This window comes from Azospirillum brasilense, assembly GCF_008365405.1.
Taxonomy (GTDB): domain Bacteria; phylum Pseudomonadota; class Alphaproteobacteria; order Azospirillales; family Azospirillaceae; genus Azospirillum; species Azospirillum brasilense_D.
In genome coordinates this window covers 56,022-71,395 of the sequence record NZ_QOKV01000020.1, presented here as the reverse complement: position 1 = coordinate 71,395, position 15,374 = coordinate 56,022, and the positions used below count along the sequence as shown (strand labels likewise).

14 protein-coding genes are annotated in these 15,374 nt (G+C 69.2%); 7 read left to right on the top strand and 7 right to left on the bottom strand.

Annotated features, from left to right (window positions below; translation table 11 throughout):
• The first annotated feature begins 24 nt into the window (after window positions 1-24).
• Window positions 25-621, top strand: coding sequence for a glutathione peroxidase (locus DS837_RS24645; protein WP_149167146.1), 597 nt, complete (start codon window positions 25-27; stop codon window positions 619-621).
• A gap of 4 nt (window positions 622-625) precedes the next feature.
• Entirely contained in the window at window positions 626-1,099 is a 474-nt protein-coding gene (locus DS837_RS24640; RefSeq protein ID WP_149167145.1) for a DUF3429 domain-containing protein, read from the top strand.
• On the opposite strand, the gene dusA is transcribed toward DS837_RS24640, so the two are convergent.
• Window positions 1,080-2,069, bottom strand: coding sequence for a tRNA dihydrouridine(20/20a) synthase DusA (gene dusA, locus DS837_RS24635; protein WP_149167144.1), 990 nt, complete (start codon window positions 2,067-2,069; stop codon window positions 1,080-1,082). The two genes, DS837_RS24640 and dusA, sit on opposite strands and share 20 nt — an antisense overlap.
• Before the next feature lie 242 nt (window positions 2,070-2,311).
• Window positions 2,312-3,196 carry a transcriptional regulator HexR gene (gene hexR / locus DS837_RS24630; protein ID WP_149167143.1) on the bottom strand — a complete coding sequence of 295 codons (885 nt, stop codon included), beginning with the start codon at window positions 3,194-3,196 and terminating at the stop codon, window positions 2,312-2,314.
• 474 nt (window positions 3,197-3,670) lie between these two features.
• Here hexR and DS837_RS24625 point away from each other — a divergent pair, with 474 nt between their 5' ends.
• Genes DS837_RS24625 through DS837_RS24615 form a run of 3 tightly spaced genes read left to right on the top strand, consistent with a single transcriptional unit; the run spans window position 3,671 to window position 6,569 of the window.
• Window positions 3,671-4,210 (top strand): TRAP transporter small permease, encoded by a 540-nt coding sequence (locus DS837_RS24625; protein WP_149167142.1) that lies wholly within the window; start codon window positions 3,671-3,673, stop codon window positions 4,208-4,210.
• A gap of 34 nt (window positions 4,211-4,244) precedes the next feature.
• Window positions 4,245-5,525, top strand: coding sequence for a TRAP transporter large permease (locus tag DS837_RS24620; RefSeq protein WP_149167141.1), 1,281 nt, complete (start codon window positions 4,245-4,247; stop codon window positions 5,523-5,525).
• A gap of 30 nt (window positions 5,526-5,555) precedes the next feature.
• On the top strand, window positions 5,556-6,569 hold the full coding sequence (locus tag DS837_RS24615; protein ID WP_149167140.1) for a TRAP transporter substrate-binding protein: 1,014 nt from the start codon (window positions 5,556-5,558) through the stop codon (window positions 6,567-6,569).
• A 167-nt stretch (window positions 6,570-6,736) separates the two neighbouring features.
• On the opposite strand, the gene DS837_RS24610 is transcribed toward DS837_RS24615, so the two are convergent.
• A complete protein-coding gene (locus DS837_RS24610; protein WP_149167139.1) occupies window positions 6,737-7,999 on the bottom strand; it encodes a PH domain-containing protein in 1,263 nt (420 codons plus the stop codon).
• Between the two features lie 32 nt (window positions 8,000-8,031).
• A complete protein-coding gene (locus tag DS837_RS24605) occupies window positions 8,032-8,883 on the bottom strand; it encodes a fumarylacetoacetate hydrolase family protein (protein ID WP_149167138.1) in 852 nt (283 codons plus the stop codon).
• A gap of 156 nt (window positions 8,884-9,039) precedes the next feature.
• Here DS837_RS24605 and DS837_RS24600 point away from each other — a divergent pair, with 156 nt between their 5' ends.
• The gene (locus DS837_RS24600; protein WP_149167137.1) at window positions 9,040-9,489 is read left to right on the top strand and encodes a hypothetical protein; all 450 of its coding nucleotides are present in this window, start codon (window positions 9,040-9,042) and stop codon (window positions 9,487-9,489) included.
• Between the two features lie 104 nt (window positions 9,490-9,593).
• Entirely contained in the window at window positions 9,594-9,926 is a 333-nt protein-coding gene (locus tag DS837_RS24595) for a hypothetical protein (RefSeq protein ID WP_149167136.1), read from the top strand.
• A gap of 44 nt (window positions 9,927-9,970) precedes the next feature.
• On the opposite strand, the gene topA is transcribed toward DS837_RS24595, so the two are convergent.
• The 3 genes from topA to DS837_RS24580 form a co-directional block, all read right to left on the bottom strand.
• Entirely contained in the window at window positions 9,971-12,808 is a 2,838-nt protein-coding gene (topA, locus tag DS837_RS24590; protein ID WP_149167135.1) for a type I DNA topoisomerase, read from the bottom strand.
• Between the two features lie 53 nt (window positions 12,809-12,861).
• Window positions 12,862-13,983 (bottom strand): DNA-processing protein DprA, encoded by a 1,122-nt coding sequence (gene dprA / locus DS837_RS24585; RefSeq protein WP_149167134.1) that lies wholly within the window; start codon window positions 13,981-13,983, stop codon window positions 12,862-12,864.
• 85 nt (window positions 13,984-14,068) lie between these two features.
• Window positions 14,069-15,235, bottom strand: coding sequence for a helix-turn-helix domain-containing protein (locus DS837_RS24580; RefSeq protein WP_149167133.1), 1,167 nt, complete (start codon window positions 15,233-15,235; stop codon window positions 14,069-14,071).
• Between the last annotated feature and the right edge of the window lie 139 nt (window positions 15,236-15,374).

Sequence of the window (15,374 nt, the reverse complement as noted above, 5' to 3'; positions counted from 1 at the left end):
AGAGCCACAGACCGGGAGAGAGCCATGCCGACGATCCGTGATGCCGCCCGAACCGCCGCCCGGATTCTATCCGCTGTCCTGATGCTGTCCGCGGCCGTTCCCGGCGTTGCGGCGGCGGCCGACGCGCTCGACTGGGCGGCGCTGCCCCTGCCGTCCATCGACGGCGGCACGCTCGCGCCCGACGCCTTCCGGGGCAAGGCCGTGCTGGTGGTCAACACGGCGTCGCAATGCGGCTACACCGGCCAGTATGAAGGGCTGCAAAAGCTTTGGGCCGGGCGGCGCGACCGTGGGCTGGTCATCTTGGGGGTGCCGAGCAACGATTTCGGCGGGCAGGAGCCCGGCAGCAACGCCCAGGTCGCGTCCTTCTGCGAACTCAATTACGGCGTCGATTTCCCCCTGATGGAGAAGCAGTCCGTCACCGGACCGCAGGCCCACCCGCTCTACCGCTGGGCGGCGGCGGTCACCGGGGCGCAGGGCGTGCCGCGCTGGAACTTCCACAAGATCCTGATCGGCCGCGACGGACGGCTGGTGGAATGGTTCGGCAGTTCGGTCACGCCGGAGTCCGCCACCCTGACCGCGGCCGTGGACAAGGCGCTGGCCCAATCCTCTTTGACGCCGTAAGCGCATGGACGCGCTGTCCTTCGATGATCGCCGGGCCTCGGTCGTCCGGCTGCTGTCCTACGGCGGGCTGATCCCCTTCGTCGGCGGCACCGCGCTGGCCTGGATGACGGAAGGCGACGGGCAGGCCGCCGTGGTTCGGGCGGTTGTCGTCTACGCGGTGTCGATCCTGTCCTTCATCGGCGCCATCCATTGGGGCCGCATCCTCGCGGGGCGGGATGGGGCGGGGCGGGATGGCGAGACGAGCGGGCCGGCGTGGCTGGCTTGGGGAGTCGCGCCGTCGCTGCTGGGGTGGGGCGCGACCCTGCTGCCGTCCGGCCTGACGGTGCCGGCGCTGATCCTGTCCTTCCTCCTCGCCTGGGCGGTGGACCGCAGCGCGGCGGCGGACGGGCGCTATCCCCGCTGGTTCGGCACGCTGCGGACGCGCCTGACCATCGTCGTCTGCCTGACGCTCGCCGCGCTCATTCCGCTGGCTGCGTGACCGCTCCGCGGTGCGGCACCAGCGCCGCGGCCTTCAGCAGCACCTCCGGCCCGGCGCCGGGGAGGTGGGCGTTCTCGCTGATGTGGCGGCGCCACGCGCGGGCGCCGGGCAGCCCCTGGAACAGCCCCAGCATGTGCCGGGTGATCGCCGACAGCGGCGCCCCCTGGCGCATCCGCTCCTCGGCGTAGGCCGCCATGGCCTCGACCACCGCGTAGCGGTCGGGACCGGGTTCCCCGCCGAACAGGCGGCGGTCGGCGTCGGCCAGGATGTAGGGCGTCTCGTAGGCGGCGCGTCCGATCATCACGCTGTCCAGCGTGGCGAGATGCTCCGCCGCCTCGTCCAGGGTGCGGATGCCGCCGTTGATCGCGATGGCGAGTTGCGGGTTCTCCTGCTTCAGCCGGTGCACGAGGTCGTAGCGCAGCGGCGGGATGTCCCGGTTCTCCTTGGGGCTGAGGCCCTTCAGCCACGCCTTGCGGGCGTGCACGATGAAGTGGGTGCAGCCGGTGGCGGACACGGTGCGGACAAAATGATCCAGCGTCGGCCATTCCTCCATCGCGTCGATGGCGATCCGCGATTTCACCGTGACGGGGATCGACACCGCCTCGCGCATGGCGCCGACCAGCCGGGCGACCAGATCGGGCTCGGCCATCAGGCAGGCGCCGAAGCGGCCGGACTGCACGCGGTCGCTCGGGCAACCGACGTTCAGATTGACCTCGTCATAGCCCCACTCCTCGGCGATGCGGGCGCAGGCCGCCAGCTCCGCCGGGTCCGACCCGCCGAGCTGCAGCGCCACCGGATGCTCCGCCGCGTCGTAGCCGAGCAGCCGCTCGCGGTCGCCGTGCAGAACGGCGCCGGTGGTGACCATCTCGGTGTAGAGCAGCGTGTTCTTCGACAGCAGGCGATGGAAGAACCGGCAGGAGCGGTCCGTCCAGTCCATCATCGGTGCAACGCTGAGGGCAATGGCGGGCATGGGCGAGAACTGTCTGTGAATCGGGAACGGCGGCGCACCATTTGGACCAAGCCGGCCCGGATGGCAAGGGGGGAGGAAGAGTGGCGCTGTTCATCGCCTCTCCCGTCCCGGGAGAGGGAGGGGCCCACGCGCCAGCGTGGGAGGGTGAGGGTGTCGCCAGGAATCAGCGCCGTGATTCTTGGGTGACCCTCACCCGCCTGCTTCGCAGGCCCCCTCTCCCGGGGCGGGAGAGGGAAAAAAAGCTACGCCCGGTGGCGGGTCCGGGCGGGCTTGCCGTGGGAGGAGCGGGTGCCGGACAGCACGGCCTTCACCTTCGCCAGATGGTGCCGCGCCTCGGCGCCGAGCTTCAGCGCCACGCCGGTGGACAGCACATCGATGATCGCCAGATGGACGAGGCGGGAGGCCATCGGCGTGTAGATCTCCGCGTCCTCGACCGGGGTGTGGCCGATGGCGACCGACGACACAGCGGCCAGCGGCGAGCCCGGCGCGGTGATCGCGATGACCGGGATGCCGAGGTCGCGGGCCATCTGGGCCAGCTCGGTCACTATCACGGTGCGCCCGGTGTTGGAAATCGCCAGCAGGACGCCGCGCGCGCCCAGATTGACCGCCAGCATGCGGACCATCATCGGGTCGGCGCTGGCCTGCGCCGCCATGCCGAAGCGCATGAACTTGTGCGCCGCGTCCTCCGCCACCACCGCCGACGCACCGGTGCCGATGCACAGGATGCTGGAAGCGTCGGCCAGCAGTTCCACGGCGCGGGAGACGGCCGCCATGTCGAGCGCGCCGGCCGCGTCGTTCAGGGCGGCGGCGGCGGATGAAAAGATTTTTCGCGCGACGGTCGGAGTCTCGTCGTCCGGCGCCACGTCCTGGCTGACGAAGGGGGTGCCGCGGGCCTGCCCCTCGGCCAGCCGGAGCTTGAAATCCGGGAAACCGGCGCAGCCGATGCTGCGGCAGAAGCGGACGACAGTCGCCTCGCTGACCCCGGCGGCCTGGGCCAGCACGGTGATGCTCTGCCCCAGCACCTTCTGCGGCTCGACCAGCACCATCTCGGCGACCTGGGCTTCGGAACGCTTCAGCTCCGGCAGGCGGCCGCGGATGTGATCGAGGATGTTCACCGGCTGGAGCATCGAAACGGACCGTCCATCCCTGAAAGCGTTCTTGGTCCCCGGCGTTCTCGGCTCCGGGCGTCGTTGAGCGGCGGACCCTACCACCGCCGGTGCGGGTGGCATAGCGTGTCCCGGCCTCCCGGCTGGGTCTCAGCGCCGCCATTCCTGTCTCCCAAGCTATGCGGGGCGGGGGTGGATTGTGAAGATAATTTTCGTCGTTATGCCCATCGTCCGGCCGTAGCCTCGCCGATATGAAGAAAATCTTCTTCACTCGGCTGCGGGACTCCTCTATTTTCCGACACAGAAAATTCAAGGTCCCGGCAAGAGACCCCGGCAAGAGACCAAATGGGAGGAACCCCGACCCGCCGCCCGGCCCCGCTGCCGGTGCGCCGCGCCGCCCGTTCCCTTCCGTACCGTCTCCTGTCCGCGTCCGTCCCCTGCCGCCGCCCTTTCCGCTTGGGTGAGCCCCGCCGCGCGGCGGGCCGAGGAGTGTGCATGAAGCGCATGGTGGAAGCGCTGGAGATGGTCACCGAATGGATCATGGCGCTGATGCTCGCCGTGATGGTGGCACTGGTCTTCGGCAACGTGGTTCTGCGGTACGGTTTCAACAGCGGCATCGTCGCCGCCGAGGAGCTGGCCCGCCTGATGTTCGTCTGGCTGGTCTTCCTGGGCGCCACGCTGGCGCTGCGCCGCAACCAGCATCTCGGTCTGGACATCCTCCAGTCGCGCCTGCCGGCCCGCGCCCGCAAGGCCTGCGCGGTGGTCAGCCACCTGCTGATGATCTACGCGCTGTGGCTGTTCATCGAGGGGAGCTGGTTCCAGCTTCTGATCGGGATGGAGACGCGCTCCACGGTGCTGAGCTTCCCCATGGCCTTCTACGCCGCCGCGGGCTTCTTCCCGGCAATCGCCATGGCGCTGACGATCCTCGCCAACCTCTGGCGCATCCTGTCGGGCGACGCGGCGGCGCACATCCCCGGCAACGGCGACCCCCACGGCGCCACCGCCCCGCAGGGCGGTGCCATCGCCGAGCACTGACACCGTCCGGCCTTCTGAAAGCGGAGCCCGTTCCATGGCCCTTGCGGTCTTCCTCTCCTCGCTGTTCGGCCTGATGCTGCTCGGCATGCCCATCGCCTTCGCCCTGATGCTGACGGGCGTGGCGCTGATGGTGCATCTCGACTTCTTCGACGCCCAGCTCGTCGCCCAGAACATGCTGAGCGGCGCCGACAACTACCCGCTGATGGCGGTGCCCTTCTTCATCCTGGCCGGCGAGCTGATGAACGCCGGCGGCATCTCGCAGCGCATCATCAACCTCGCGGTCAGCCTCGTCGGGCACATCCGCGGCGGCCTGGGCTACGTGACCATCGGCGCGTCGGTGATGCTGGCCAGCCTGTCCGGCTCGGCCATCGCCGACACGGCGGCGCTCGCCACGCTGCTGATCCCGATGATGCGCGACAACGGCTACCCTGTGCCGCGCTCCGCCGGCCTGATCGCGTCGGGCGGCATCATCGCCCCGATCATCCCGCCCAGCATGCCCTTCATCATCTTCGGCGTGACCACCAACACCTCGATCAGCGGCCTGTTCATGGCCGGCATCGTGCCCGGCCTGCTGATGGGCGCCGGTCTGGTGCTGACCTGGATGTGGGTGGTGCGCGGCATGACCGTGAAGCTGCAGCCCAAGGCGAACTGGCAGCAGCGCCGCCATGCGCTGCTCGACGGCGTGTGGGCGCTGGCCCTGCCGGTCATCATCATCGGCGGCCTGCGCGGCGGCATCTTCACCCCGACCGAGGCGGCGGTGGTCGCCGCCGTCTACTCGCTGGTCGTGGCGCTGTTCGTCTACCGGCAGGTGACGCTGAAGGATCTGGTGCCGCTTCTGGTCCAGGCCGCGCGCACCACCAGCACGGTGATGTTCCTGTGCGCGGCGGCGCTGGTGTCGTCCTACATGGTGACGCTGGCCGACCTGCCGCAGCAGATGAACGAGATGCTGTCGCCGCTGCTGGAGCATCCGAAGCTGCTGATGGTCGCCATCACCCTGCTGCTGCTGGCCGTGGGCACGGTGATGGACCTGACGCCGACGATCCTGGTGCTCGGCCCCGTGCTGACCCCGCTGGCCGCGGCGGCGGGCATCGACCCGACCTATTTCGGCGTGATGTTCGTCCTGACCGGCACGCTGGGCCTGATCCATCCGCCGGTCTGCACGGTGCTGAACGTGGTGTGCGGCGTCGCCCGCATCTCGCTGGAAAGCGCCACGCGCGGCATCTGGCCGTTCCTGCTGACCTACCTGCTTCTGCTGAGCCTGCTGATCGCCGTCCCGGAGATCGTCACGGCCCCGCTGACTCTGTTCCGCCATTAATCACAACACGCTACAGGGAAGAACCGACCCATGAAGCTGCTCCGTTCCGTCCTTCTGGCGACCGGCCTCGCCGCCGCCATCCTCGCCCCCGTCGCCGCCTCCGCCCAGGACATCAAGCCGCGCCTGATCCGCTTCGGCTACGGCCTGTCGGAGAGCAGCAACCAGGGCCGCGCCGTGAAGTTCTTCGTCGAGGAGATGTCCAAGCGCTCCGGCGGCAAGCTGAAGGTCAAGGGCTTCGCCGACGCCAGCCTGGGCAGCGACATCCAGATGCAGAACGCCCTGATCGGCGGCGCGCAGGAGATGATGGTCGGCTCGACCGCCACGCTGGTCGGCATCGTCAAGGACTTCGCCGTCTTCGACCTGCCCTTCCTGTTCAACAACGAGCAGGAGGCCGACGCCGTGTTCGACGGCCCGTTCGGCCAGAAGCTGGCGGCCAAGCTGAACGACAAGGGCCTCGTCGGCCTCGTCTACTGGGAGAACGGCTTCCGCAACCTGACCAACAGCAAGCGCCCGGTCGAGAAGGTCGAGGACCTGAAGGGCATCAAGCTGCGCGTCATGCAGAACCCGGTCTACATCGACATGTTCAACGGCTTCGGCGCCAACGCCGTGCCGCTGTCCTTCTCCGAGCTGTTCACCGCCATGGAGACGGGCACCGTGGACGGCCAGGAGAACCCGGTCACCACCATCCAGTCCTCGAAGTTCTACGAGGTCCAGAAGTACCTGACCATTTCCAAGCACGTCTACAGCCCGTGGATCGTTCTGGCTTCCAAGCGCTGGTACGACGGCCTGTCCAACGACGAGCGCAAGATCATCGCCGAGGCCGCCGTCGCCTCGCGCGACTTCGAGCGCAAGGACAGCCGCGAGGCGTCGAAGCAGAGCATCGCCTACCTCAAGGACAAGGGCATGCAGATCAACGAGCTGAGCGACGCCGAGCTGGGCCGCATGCGTGAGATGGTCAAGCCGGCCATGGACAAGTTCGCCGCGGAAGGCGGCGCCGACCTGCTCAACGAACTGCAGGGCGAGATCAACAAGGTCCGCAAGTAAGGCTTTGAACCTCCCTCTCCCGCCCCGGGAGAGGGAAGGGGCCCGCGCGGCGCGCGGGAAGGGTGAGGGTACGGCCGAGACTCAACGCCTTGATCCTCGGACGACCCTCACCCGCCCGCTTTCGCGGGCACCCTCTCCCGGGGCGGGAGAGGGGCTCTTTTCGTCCGTTACTTCACCCGCTCACCGGTGAACGGGTTCCAGCCCACGGCGGCGAGGACCGTCCAAGCCGTCACCGCCAAGTGGGGGCGGCGGTAGTAGCGGAAATCATCGGTGGTGCTGTCCGGCCCGATGGCGAGGCCGGTGGTGATGCTGTCCTCGCGCGTCGCCCAGACATGGCCGCCGCGGCTTACCTCCTTGCCGACCTCGGCCAGAAGCCGCTGCGCGTCGTCGGACCGCCCCAGCAGGCGGTAGACCAGCGCGGCCTGCGCCGTGCCCTCCACCCACATCCCGTCGCGGTCGTCGTTGAAGTCGAAACCGCCGTCGACCCCGTGGGCCTTCTCCGCATAATCCAGCGCCGCCCGCCAGGATTCCGGCGCGCCGCGCAGCAGCAGCGGCCAGAGCTGGGCGTCGAGGCCGGAGGTGGCCCGGTTGACCGTCACCCCGTCCGGCGCCGTGCCGGTGGGGAAATGCCCGCCGCCGTCCGCCCACATGCGGTCGAGGAAACCACGCGCCGCCTTCTCCGGCCCGGCCCAGTCCCCCGCCGTGCCGCTGCGTTCCAGCCAGCCGAACAGGGCGACGAGGTCGGTGTTGTGCTCCGTCGCCTTCCAGGTCAGGGCCTGCGGCTTGTCGTCGAAGCCCTGGAGGCCGCCGTTGAAGCCGCCCGGCCCGCGCGGGTCGGCGGTGTTCGCCACCACCCAGCGGGCCAGCTCCGCCGCGCCGTTGCGGAAGCGCTCCTCGCCGGTCGCGTCGCCCAGGGTCATCAGGGCCAAGCCCGCCCAGGCGACGTTGCCGGTGGCGGAGCCGACCTGATAGGCGTCCTCGAACCAGCGGTTCGCGGTGACGTCCCACCAGCCGTTGGGCGGGATCGGCTTCTGGGTCTGGGCGCCGGCGCGGTAGGTGTTGCGCAGCCGCCCCTGGCGCCGCGCGCGGTCCAGCGTGGCGGCGGAGAGCAGCGATTCGCCGATGCGCAGCGCCGGCTCCGTCTTGCCGCAGGCGACCAGGGCGATGACGGCCAGCGCGTTGTCGTAGGTGAAGGCGGCCTCGCGCAGCGGCAGCTCCGACGTCTGGCCGACGCCGAAGCTGCTGTCGTAGCTGCGCAGGAACACCGGGCCGGAGCCGGAGATCTCCGCCACCCGCGACTCCAGCGTGCCGCAGGTCTTCCCGGCCAGCGCCGCGGCGCTGTCCTCAGCCCTTGCGGCGCTTGATGACGCCGCCAAGGTGCCGAGACCGGCGGCGAGCAGCCACGCGGCCAGACGGCTTTTTCGCTTCATCGAAGACTCTCCCATTCCGGTCCCGGCGCTGCTCAGCCTTCGAAGGCGCGGACGGACTGGCGCTGCTCGCCCAGCCCTTCGACACCCAGGCGCATGGTCTGGCCGGGCTGGAGCCAGGGATGGTTCGGCCCGCGGCCCATTGCCACGCCCTGCGGCGTGCCGGTGGCGATGACGTCGCCCGGCAGCAGGGTCATGAAGCGGCTGATGTAGGACACGATCTCGGCCACGCCGAAAATCATGTCGGCGGTCGTGCTGTCCTGCATCGGCTGGCCGTCCACCTCCAGCCACAGCCGCAGCGCCTGCGGGTCGGGCACCTCGTCGCGGGTGACCATCCAGGGGCCGATCGGGCAGAAGCTGTCGGCGCTCTTGCCCTTCACCCATTGGCCGGTGCTCTCGGTCTGGAAGGCGCGCTCCGACACGTCGTTGAGGACGCAATAGCCGGCGATGTGGTCGAAGGCGTCGGCCCGATCGACGTAGCGGGCGGTGCGCCCGATGACGATGCCGAGTTCAACCTCCCAGTCGAGCTTGGTGGCGCCTCTGGGCATCTGGACCGGGTCGTTGGGGCCGCAGATGGCGGTGGTTGCCTTCATGAACAGCACCGGCTCCGCCGGCTCGGGCAGGCCGGATTCGGCGGCGTGGGCGCGGTAATTCAACCCGACGCAGACCACCTTGGACACCCCGGTGACGCAGGGGCCGAGCCGCGTGCCGTCCGGCACCTGGGCCAGCCGGTCGGTGTCGAGCGCGCGCAGATGAGCCAGCCCATCCTCGGTCAGGGTGGCCGGACCGATGTCCGACACCACGCCCGACAGGTCGCGGATCACGCCGTTGCGGTCCAGAAGGCCCGGACGCTCATGGCCCGGCGGGCCGAATCGCAGAAGTTTCATCAGGCTAAACCCTTCCCGTTCCCGAAGGTTGAGCCGCGCCTCTCCTCCGGTGAGTGCTGTCCGGTTCCGGCCGAAGCCGGAAAGGGGCTGTTCCGTCGCGGTCCGGTCTGGTGTACCCTTTTTTCAGCCCATGGGGAAACCAGACGGGAGGCGGATATGCCGGTGTGGCGCCGTTACCTCGTGAAGGAAACGTCCGGGCGGCTGGTCGAGCTGCCGAGCCGCCAGTACGACCGCGCCGACGACGGCACGGCGCCGATCCCCGATTACGCCGGTCGCTGCGTTGAATTGGTGTCGGCGGTGCTGGTCGGCAAGCAGGGTGCTGCGCCCACGGTGACCGAGGTCGCCTTCACCAAGCTGTATTTCGACCAATCGGGATTCGTCGACGCCGCCAAGCGGGAGCGGATGATCCGCCTGATGCTGGAAAGCTGCGCCGACCGGAGGTGCCGCAAGCCGGCCCGGCGGACCGACTGCAACGCCCTGGCGGAGCGCGCCGACGCCGCCCGCAGCGAGCTGATGCGCGACTTCGAATGGGCGCCAGCCCCGGCGGAGGTGACCGCCGCGCTGTTCGTCCTGGGCCCGCCCCGCAGCGCCGCGCCATTGCACTGACACCCACCTTTGCCCGCGACCTCCCCGAAAAGTCACATCCTCCAGGCTCTTCCCCCATGTCCGGCTGCCCCCATATGGCTCTCGGCACAGGAGGAGGAGTCCCGATGCATCGCCGCGCCATCATTCGCCGTTCGCTGCTGGCCCGGTCTAGTTTTCCGAGGCCCACGCTCGCCCGTGTCCGGCAACTGGCTCTGATCGGCACGGGGTGGAGCCTGATCGGTCTGGGTGCGTTGATGTCGCCGTTGCCGGGGCCGTTCGGTTTCCCGGTGGCCCTTGCCGGTGGGGTGATCCTGCTGCGCAATTCTGCGAACGCCCGCCGCCTGTTCGTTCGGCTGAAGCGTCGTCATCCCCGGCTGCTCGGCCCGGTCGAGCGCATCCGCGTCAAGCTGCGCCATCGCCGCAACGCGGCCAAGGCCAAGGCGACCGCCACCGCCTGACGGGGGCTGTGCGGTCGCTCATCGGACCGACATTCTCCCCGCGGTCAGGCCCGCTTGCGGGGGGCGGGCTTTTCCTCGTTGCCTGCATCGGCCTTCTCGGTGTCGGCCTTTTTGGCAGCCGCCTTCTTCGGAGCGGCCTTTTTCACCGCGTCCTTCTTGGCCGGCTCCTTCTTCGAGGCCGTCGCCTTGGCCTTGGTCGGCTTCTCGGCCTTGGCGGGAGCCTCGGCGCCGTCGGCCGCCGCCGGTTCGGCGTCCTTCGGGGCCTTGCCCTTCTTGGCGGCGTCCTTGGCGGCCTTGGCCTCCAGAAGCTCCAGCGCCTGCTCCAGGGTCACGCTGTCCGCTTCCGTGCCCTTGGGGATGGAGGCGTAGACGGAGCCGTGCTTGACGTAAGGACCGAAGCGGCCCGAGCCGGTGGTGACCGGCTTGCCGGTCTTCGGATGGTCGCCCAGCGTCTTGGCGGGGGCCGAGGCCTTCTTGGCGGCGCCCGCCAGCAGATCCACCGCGCGGTTGATGCCGATGGTCAGCACATCGTCGTCGGGAGTCAGCGACTTGTAGACGCTGCCGTGCTTCAGGTAGGGGCCGAAGCGGCCGATGCCGGCGCTGATGTCCTCGCCCGTCTCCGGGTGGTTGCCGATGCTGCGCGGCAGGGCGAGCAGCTTCAGCGCGGTGTCGAGATCCACGTCGGCGGCGGCCATGCCCTTGGGCAGCGAGACGCGCTTGGGCTTCGGAGCCTCGACCTTGACCTTTTTCTTGCCCTTGGTCTTCTTGCCGTCGACCGGCGCTTCCTCCACCACGGCCTCGGCCGGGGCGGCCACCACCGGGGGCGGGCCGAGCTGGATGTAGGCGCCGTAGGGGCCGCGCCGCACGGTCACCGGCAGGCTGGTTTCCGGGTCGTTGCCCAGCTCGCGCGGACCCTCCTGCGCCTCGCCGTTCTCGTCGTTGGCGACGGCGAGCGGGCGGGTGTAGCGGCATTCCGGGTAGCGCGAGCAGCCGATGAAGGCGCCCATCTTGCCCAGCTTCAGCCCCAGCCGGCCCTGGCTGCACACCGGACAGACGCGCGGGTCGTGGCCCGGCGTGCCGCTGTCGGCGTTGGTCGGGAAGAAGTGCGGGCCAAGCTCCTCGTCCAGCGTGGTCAGGACCTGGGTGATGGTCAGGTCCTTGGTCCCGTCCACCGCGACGTGGAAGGCGCGCCAGAAGTCGCGAAGCACGGTCTTCCAGTCGATCCGCCCGTCGGAGATCTCGTCGAGCTTGTTCTCCAGGTCGGCCGTGAAGTTGTACTCGACGTAGCGGTTGAAGAAGTTCTTCAGGAAGGCGGTGACCAGACGCCCGCGGTCCTCCGGGATGAAGCGCCGCTTGTCCAACCGCACGTAATTGCGGTCCTGGAGCACCTGGAGGATGGAGGCGTAGGTGGACGGGCGCCCGATGCCCAGCTCCTCCAGCTTCTTGACCAAGCTCGCCTCGGTGTAGCGGGGCGGCGGCTGGGTGAAATGCTGCTCCGGGCTGATGGCGCCGCGGGCAAGGGCGTCGCCCTGCTCCATGGCCGGCAGGCGGCGTTCCTGATCGTCTTCGGCGGCGCCGTCGTCGCGGTCCTCCTGGTAGACCTTGAGGAAGCCGTCGAACACGACGACCGAGCCGGTGGCGCGCAGCACGACGTCCTTGGACGGCGAGGCGATGTCCACCGCCACCTGATCCAGCACCGCGCTTTCCATCTGGCTGGCCAGCGTGCGCTTCCAGATCAGCTCGTACAGCCGCAGTTCGTCGCCTTCCAGGTAGGAGGAGACCTCCTCCGGGCGGCGGAACAGGTCGGTCGGGCGGATGGCCTCGTGCGCTTCCTGGGCGTTCTTGGCGGCGGTCTTGTAGACGCGCGGCTGCGCCGGGACGTAGCGCTCGCCCCAATGGGAGCCGATCAGGTTGCGCGCACCCTCGATGGCCTCCTGCGACAGGCTGACGCCGTCGGTTCGCATGTAGGTGATCAGGCCGACCGTCTCGCCGCCGATGTCCACGCCCTCGTACAGCCGCTGCGCGGTGCGCATGGTGCGGGTGGCGCCGAAGCCCAGCTTGCGCGAGGCCTCCTGCTGCAGGGTCGAGGTGGTGAAGGGCGGGGAGGGGTTGCGGCGGCTCTGTTTGCGCTCCACCGTCGCGACCGAGAAGGCCTGCGGGCTGATGCGCGCCACCGCGGCCTCCGCCGCCTCGCGGGCGGGCAGGGCGAACTTGTCGAGCCGCTTGCCGTCGAGCTGGGTGAGCTGGGCCGTGAAGGAGGCGCCGCCCGGCGTGGCGAAGCCCACCTCGATGGTCCAATATTCCTGCGGCTTGAAGACCTCGATTTCCGACTCGCGCTCGCAGATCAGGCGCAGAGCCACCGACTGCACGCGGCCGGCCGAGCGGGAGCCCGGCAGCTTGCGCCACAGCACCGGCGACAGGGTGAAGCCCACCAGATAGTCGAGGGCGCGGCGGGCCAGATAGGCGTCCACCAGCTCCCGCGAGACGTCGCGCGGAGCCTCCAGCGCGGCTTGGACGGCGGTCTTGGTGATCTCGTTGAAGGTGATGCGCTGGACCCTGGACTCGTCGATCAGCCGCTTTTCGCGCAGCAGCTCCGACAAATGCCAGGCGATGGCTTCCCCTTCGCGATCCGGGTCGGTTGCAAGATAGACGCGTTCGGCCCCTTTGACCGCCTTGGCGATCTCGTCGATGTGGCGCTTGGAGCGGTCGCCCAGCTCCCAATCCATGGCGAAGTCTTCGTCCGGACGCACCGATCCGTCGCGCGCCGGAAGGTCGCGGACATGGCCGAAGCTGGCGACCACGGTGTAGTCCGAGCCAAGGTATTTGTTGATGGTTTTCGCCTTGGCCGGCGATTCGACGATGACGACGTTGCTGCCCGGCAAGAGTCCGCGCCCCTGAAAGTGCCTATCCCATACACCGGCGGTGCGGATCGGGATCAGATCAGGTTCACCTGATTCCCAGGTTGGCGCTGGACACGGCCCGCAAGCTCAAGTTCCAGCACCACGGTCAACACCACCGGAGCGGACAATTGGCACCCGCGGACGAGTTCGTCAATGGCAACCGGTGTATGGCCGAGGTTTTCCAGGATGACGGCGCGCGCCGATTCAAGGTCCGCCTCGGACGGCGGAGCGGGGCGGGCCTGGGCGAACAGGTCGCCCTGGCGCTCCCGCAGGGTCGGCGGCGACAGGTTGTCCAGCGCCCGCAGCACGTCGTCCACCCCCTCCACCAAGGCCGCCCCCTGACGCAGAAGATTGTTGGTGCCCTGACAGCGCGGGTCGAGCGGGGAGCCGGGAACCGCCATCACTTCCCGCCCCTGTTCCAGCGCCATGCGCGCGGTGATGAGGGAGCCGGACCGCAGCGCCGCCTCGACCACCAACACCCCCAACGACAGACCTGAAATCAATCGGTTGCGGCGTGGGAAATGGCGGGCCTGCGGTGTGGTGCCGATGGGGCTTTCCGCCACGATCACGCCCTGCTGCACTATGTCGCGGTAGAGTATCTCGTTCTCCGGCGGGTAGACGACGTCGGCGCCGCCCGCCACCACCGCCGCCGTTCCGCTGCCGAGCGCCCCGGCATGGGCAGCCGTGTCGATTCCCCGCGCCAGCCCGGAAACGACCAGCAGCCCGGCCTCTCCCAGTTCCCTCGCCAACCGCTCGGCGAGTTTCTTGCCGTTCATCGAGGCGTTGCGCGCCCCGACCAGCGCCACCGCGCGCCGTTGCAGCAGATGCGGGTGACCGAGGACCGACACAGCCGGGGGGGCGTCGTCCAGCGCCGCCATGGGTTCCGGATAGTCGGGCTCGCAGGAGAAGAGCAGGCGGGCGCCGATGCGGTCGTTGGCGCGCAACTCGCGTTCGATGTCCGCCTTCGCCGCGATGCGCAGCGGCTTGGTCCGTCCGCCGCGCCTGGCGAGGTCGGGCAGCGCCTCCAGCGCGGCGCCGGCGCTGCCGAACCGCTCCAGCAGGCGGTGGAAGGTGATCGGTCCGACATTCTCGGTTCGAATGAGTCGGAGCCAGTCGAACCGCTCAGCGGCGGACAGGGTGCGGCGCGGTTGAGTCATGCGCCCATTCATACAACCGGCATCGGGGCGCGATCAACACGCAAACGTGTGCGTCGGCGCTCTTCTCAGGAACTCGGCAGGGCGGTCATTTGCGCCAGAAGCCGAAGAGCCCCTTCTTCTTCGGCGGAGCCTCCGGTTCGGGTTCCGGCTCCGGCTCGTCGTCGAAGGAGAAGGGATTGTCCTCGGCGTCGGCGTTCGCGGTTCCGGTCGGCTCGGTTTCGGTCTTGGACTCGTCCGGATCGTCGTCCGTGTCGAAGGAGAACGGGTCCTCCTCCGGTTCCGCATCCGTCTTGGCGGGGCTGTCCTCGGCCGTCTCCTCCGTTTCGTCATCGTCGAAGCTGAAGGGGTCGCCGTCGTCGTCGGAGTTGTCGGCCGAGTCGGTCGCTTTGGCCGTTTCCTCTTCGGCTTTCTCCTCCGTGTCGTCGGTGTCGAAGCTGAAGGGATCGCTGCCGTCCTCGTCCTCGTCATCATCGAAGTTGAAGGCGTTGGCGTCACCGCCGCCCGCTTCGTCGTCCTTGGCCTCGTCCTCATCGTCGTCGAAGCTGAAGGCAGAGAAATCCGAGGATTCTTCTTCTTCCTCATCGTCCTCGCCGAGAGCCGTGGCGGCAACGGCGACCGCGCTCGCCGCGCTCTGACCGCGGCGCATCTCCGCCTTGAAGCGATCGAGCTCCTCGCGGAAGCGATCCTCGGCCTCGCTCCAGCGCTGGCGCTCCTGGTCGAGGGTGGCGAGCAGTTCCTCTTCCCGCACGCGAGCGGCGGCGCGTTCCGTGTCGAGCGCCTGGATCAACTCCTCCTGGCGTTGGAGAAGCGACTCGTGCCGCGTCTCCATCGCGTCGATGACCTCGCGCACATACTGTTCGAAGGCGCGGAACTGGAGCGCCAGAACATCCTCGTCGGCGTTGGCCGCCGCTGCGGTTGCCGCCGCCTTCGCGGCCTTGGTCGCCTTGGTCGACCGCGCTCCGTTTGGCACGGGCGGCGGCGGGGCGGGAGTTGCGGCGGCAGGGGGCGTGCGCGAACCGGTGGGCGTGGCGCCGTCACCCCCCAGCCAGCGCGACACCAGGATGTAGGAGACTTGAAGTTCCTCCGCGATGCGGCGGTAGCTCCAGCCCTGGGCGCGCAGCCGTTCGGCCATGCGCTGGCGGTCCGGCTCCTCGCTGGGCGTCGCCGGGCGCGTGGGCAGGGAGGATGTCGGGCCGATCCCCTCCGTGGGGGTCGCGACGACGATCACATCCTTCAGTTTCTGGTCGGCCATCGGGTCTCCGCCGTCCTGCGCGCAGGGCGTTCCTTGCCGCGATGTTGGCCGCTTTCGGAGTGCGCTGTCGATCCGGGACGGGTCCCGGTTGAAGCAGTCTGGGCGGGAAACCCGCCGGACCGGGCCAATTCGCGCCGAT

What these genes read in the sequence shown, in the direction of transcription:
- DS837_RS24645 (WP_149167146.1), top strand. Translation starts at nt 25, where the DNA reads ATGCCGACGATCCGTGATGCCGCCCGAACCGCCGCCCGGATTCTATCC.
- DS837_RS24640 (WP_149167145.1), top strand. Translation starts at nt 626, where the DNA reads ATGGACGCGCTGTCCTTCGATGATCGCCGGGCCTCGGTCGTCCGGCTG.
- dusA (WP_149167144.1), bottom strand. Translation starts at nt 2,069, where the DNA reads ATGCCCGCCATTGCCCTCAGCGTTGCACCGATGATGGACTGGACGGAC.
- hexR (WP_149167143.1), bottom strand. Translation starts at nt 3,196, where the DNA reads ATGCTCCAGCCGGTGAACATCCTCGATCACATCCGCGGCCGCCTGCCG.
- DS837_RS24625 (WP_149167142.1), top strand. Translation starts at nt 3,671, where the DNA reads ATGAAGCGCATGGTGGAAGCGCTGGAGATGGTCACCGAATGGATCATG.
- DS837_RS24620 (WP_149167141.1), top strand. Translation starts at nt 4,245, where the DNA reads ATGGCCCTTGCGGTCTTCCTCTCCTCGCTGTTCGGCCTGATGCTGCTC.
- DS837_RS24615 (WP_149167140.1), top strand. Translation starts at nt 5,556, where the DNA reads ATGAAGCTGCTCCGTTCCGTCCTTCTGGCGACCGGCCTCGCCGCCGCC.
- DS837_RS24610 (WP_149167139.1), bottom strand. Translation starts at nt 7,999, where the DNA reads ATGAAGCGAAAAAGCCGTCTGGCCGCGTGGCTGCTCGCCGCCGGTCTC.
- DS837_RS24605 (WP_149167138.1), bottom strand. Translation starts at nt 8,883, where the DNA reads ATGAAACTTCTGCGATTCGGCCCGCCGGGCCATGAGCGTCCGGGCCTT.
- DS837_RS24600 (WP_149167137.1), top strand. Translation starts at nt 9,040, where the DNA reads ATGCCGGTGTGGCGCCGTTACCTCGTGAAGGAAACGTCCGGGCGGCTG.
- DS837_RS24595 (WP_149167136.1), top strand. Translation starts at nt 9,594, where the DNA reads ATGCATCGCCGCGCCATCATTCGCCGTTCGCTGCTGGCCCGGTCTAGT.
- dprA (WP_149167134.1), bottom strand. Translation starts at nt 13,983, where the DNA reads ATGACTCAACCGCGCCGCACCCTGTCCGCCGCTGAGCGGTTCGACTGG.
- DS837_RS24580 (WP_149167133.1), bottom strand. Translation starts at nt 15,235, where the DNA reads ATGGCCGACCAGAAACTGAAGGATGTGATCGTCGTCGCGACCCCCACG.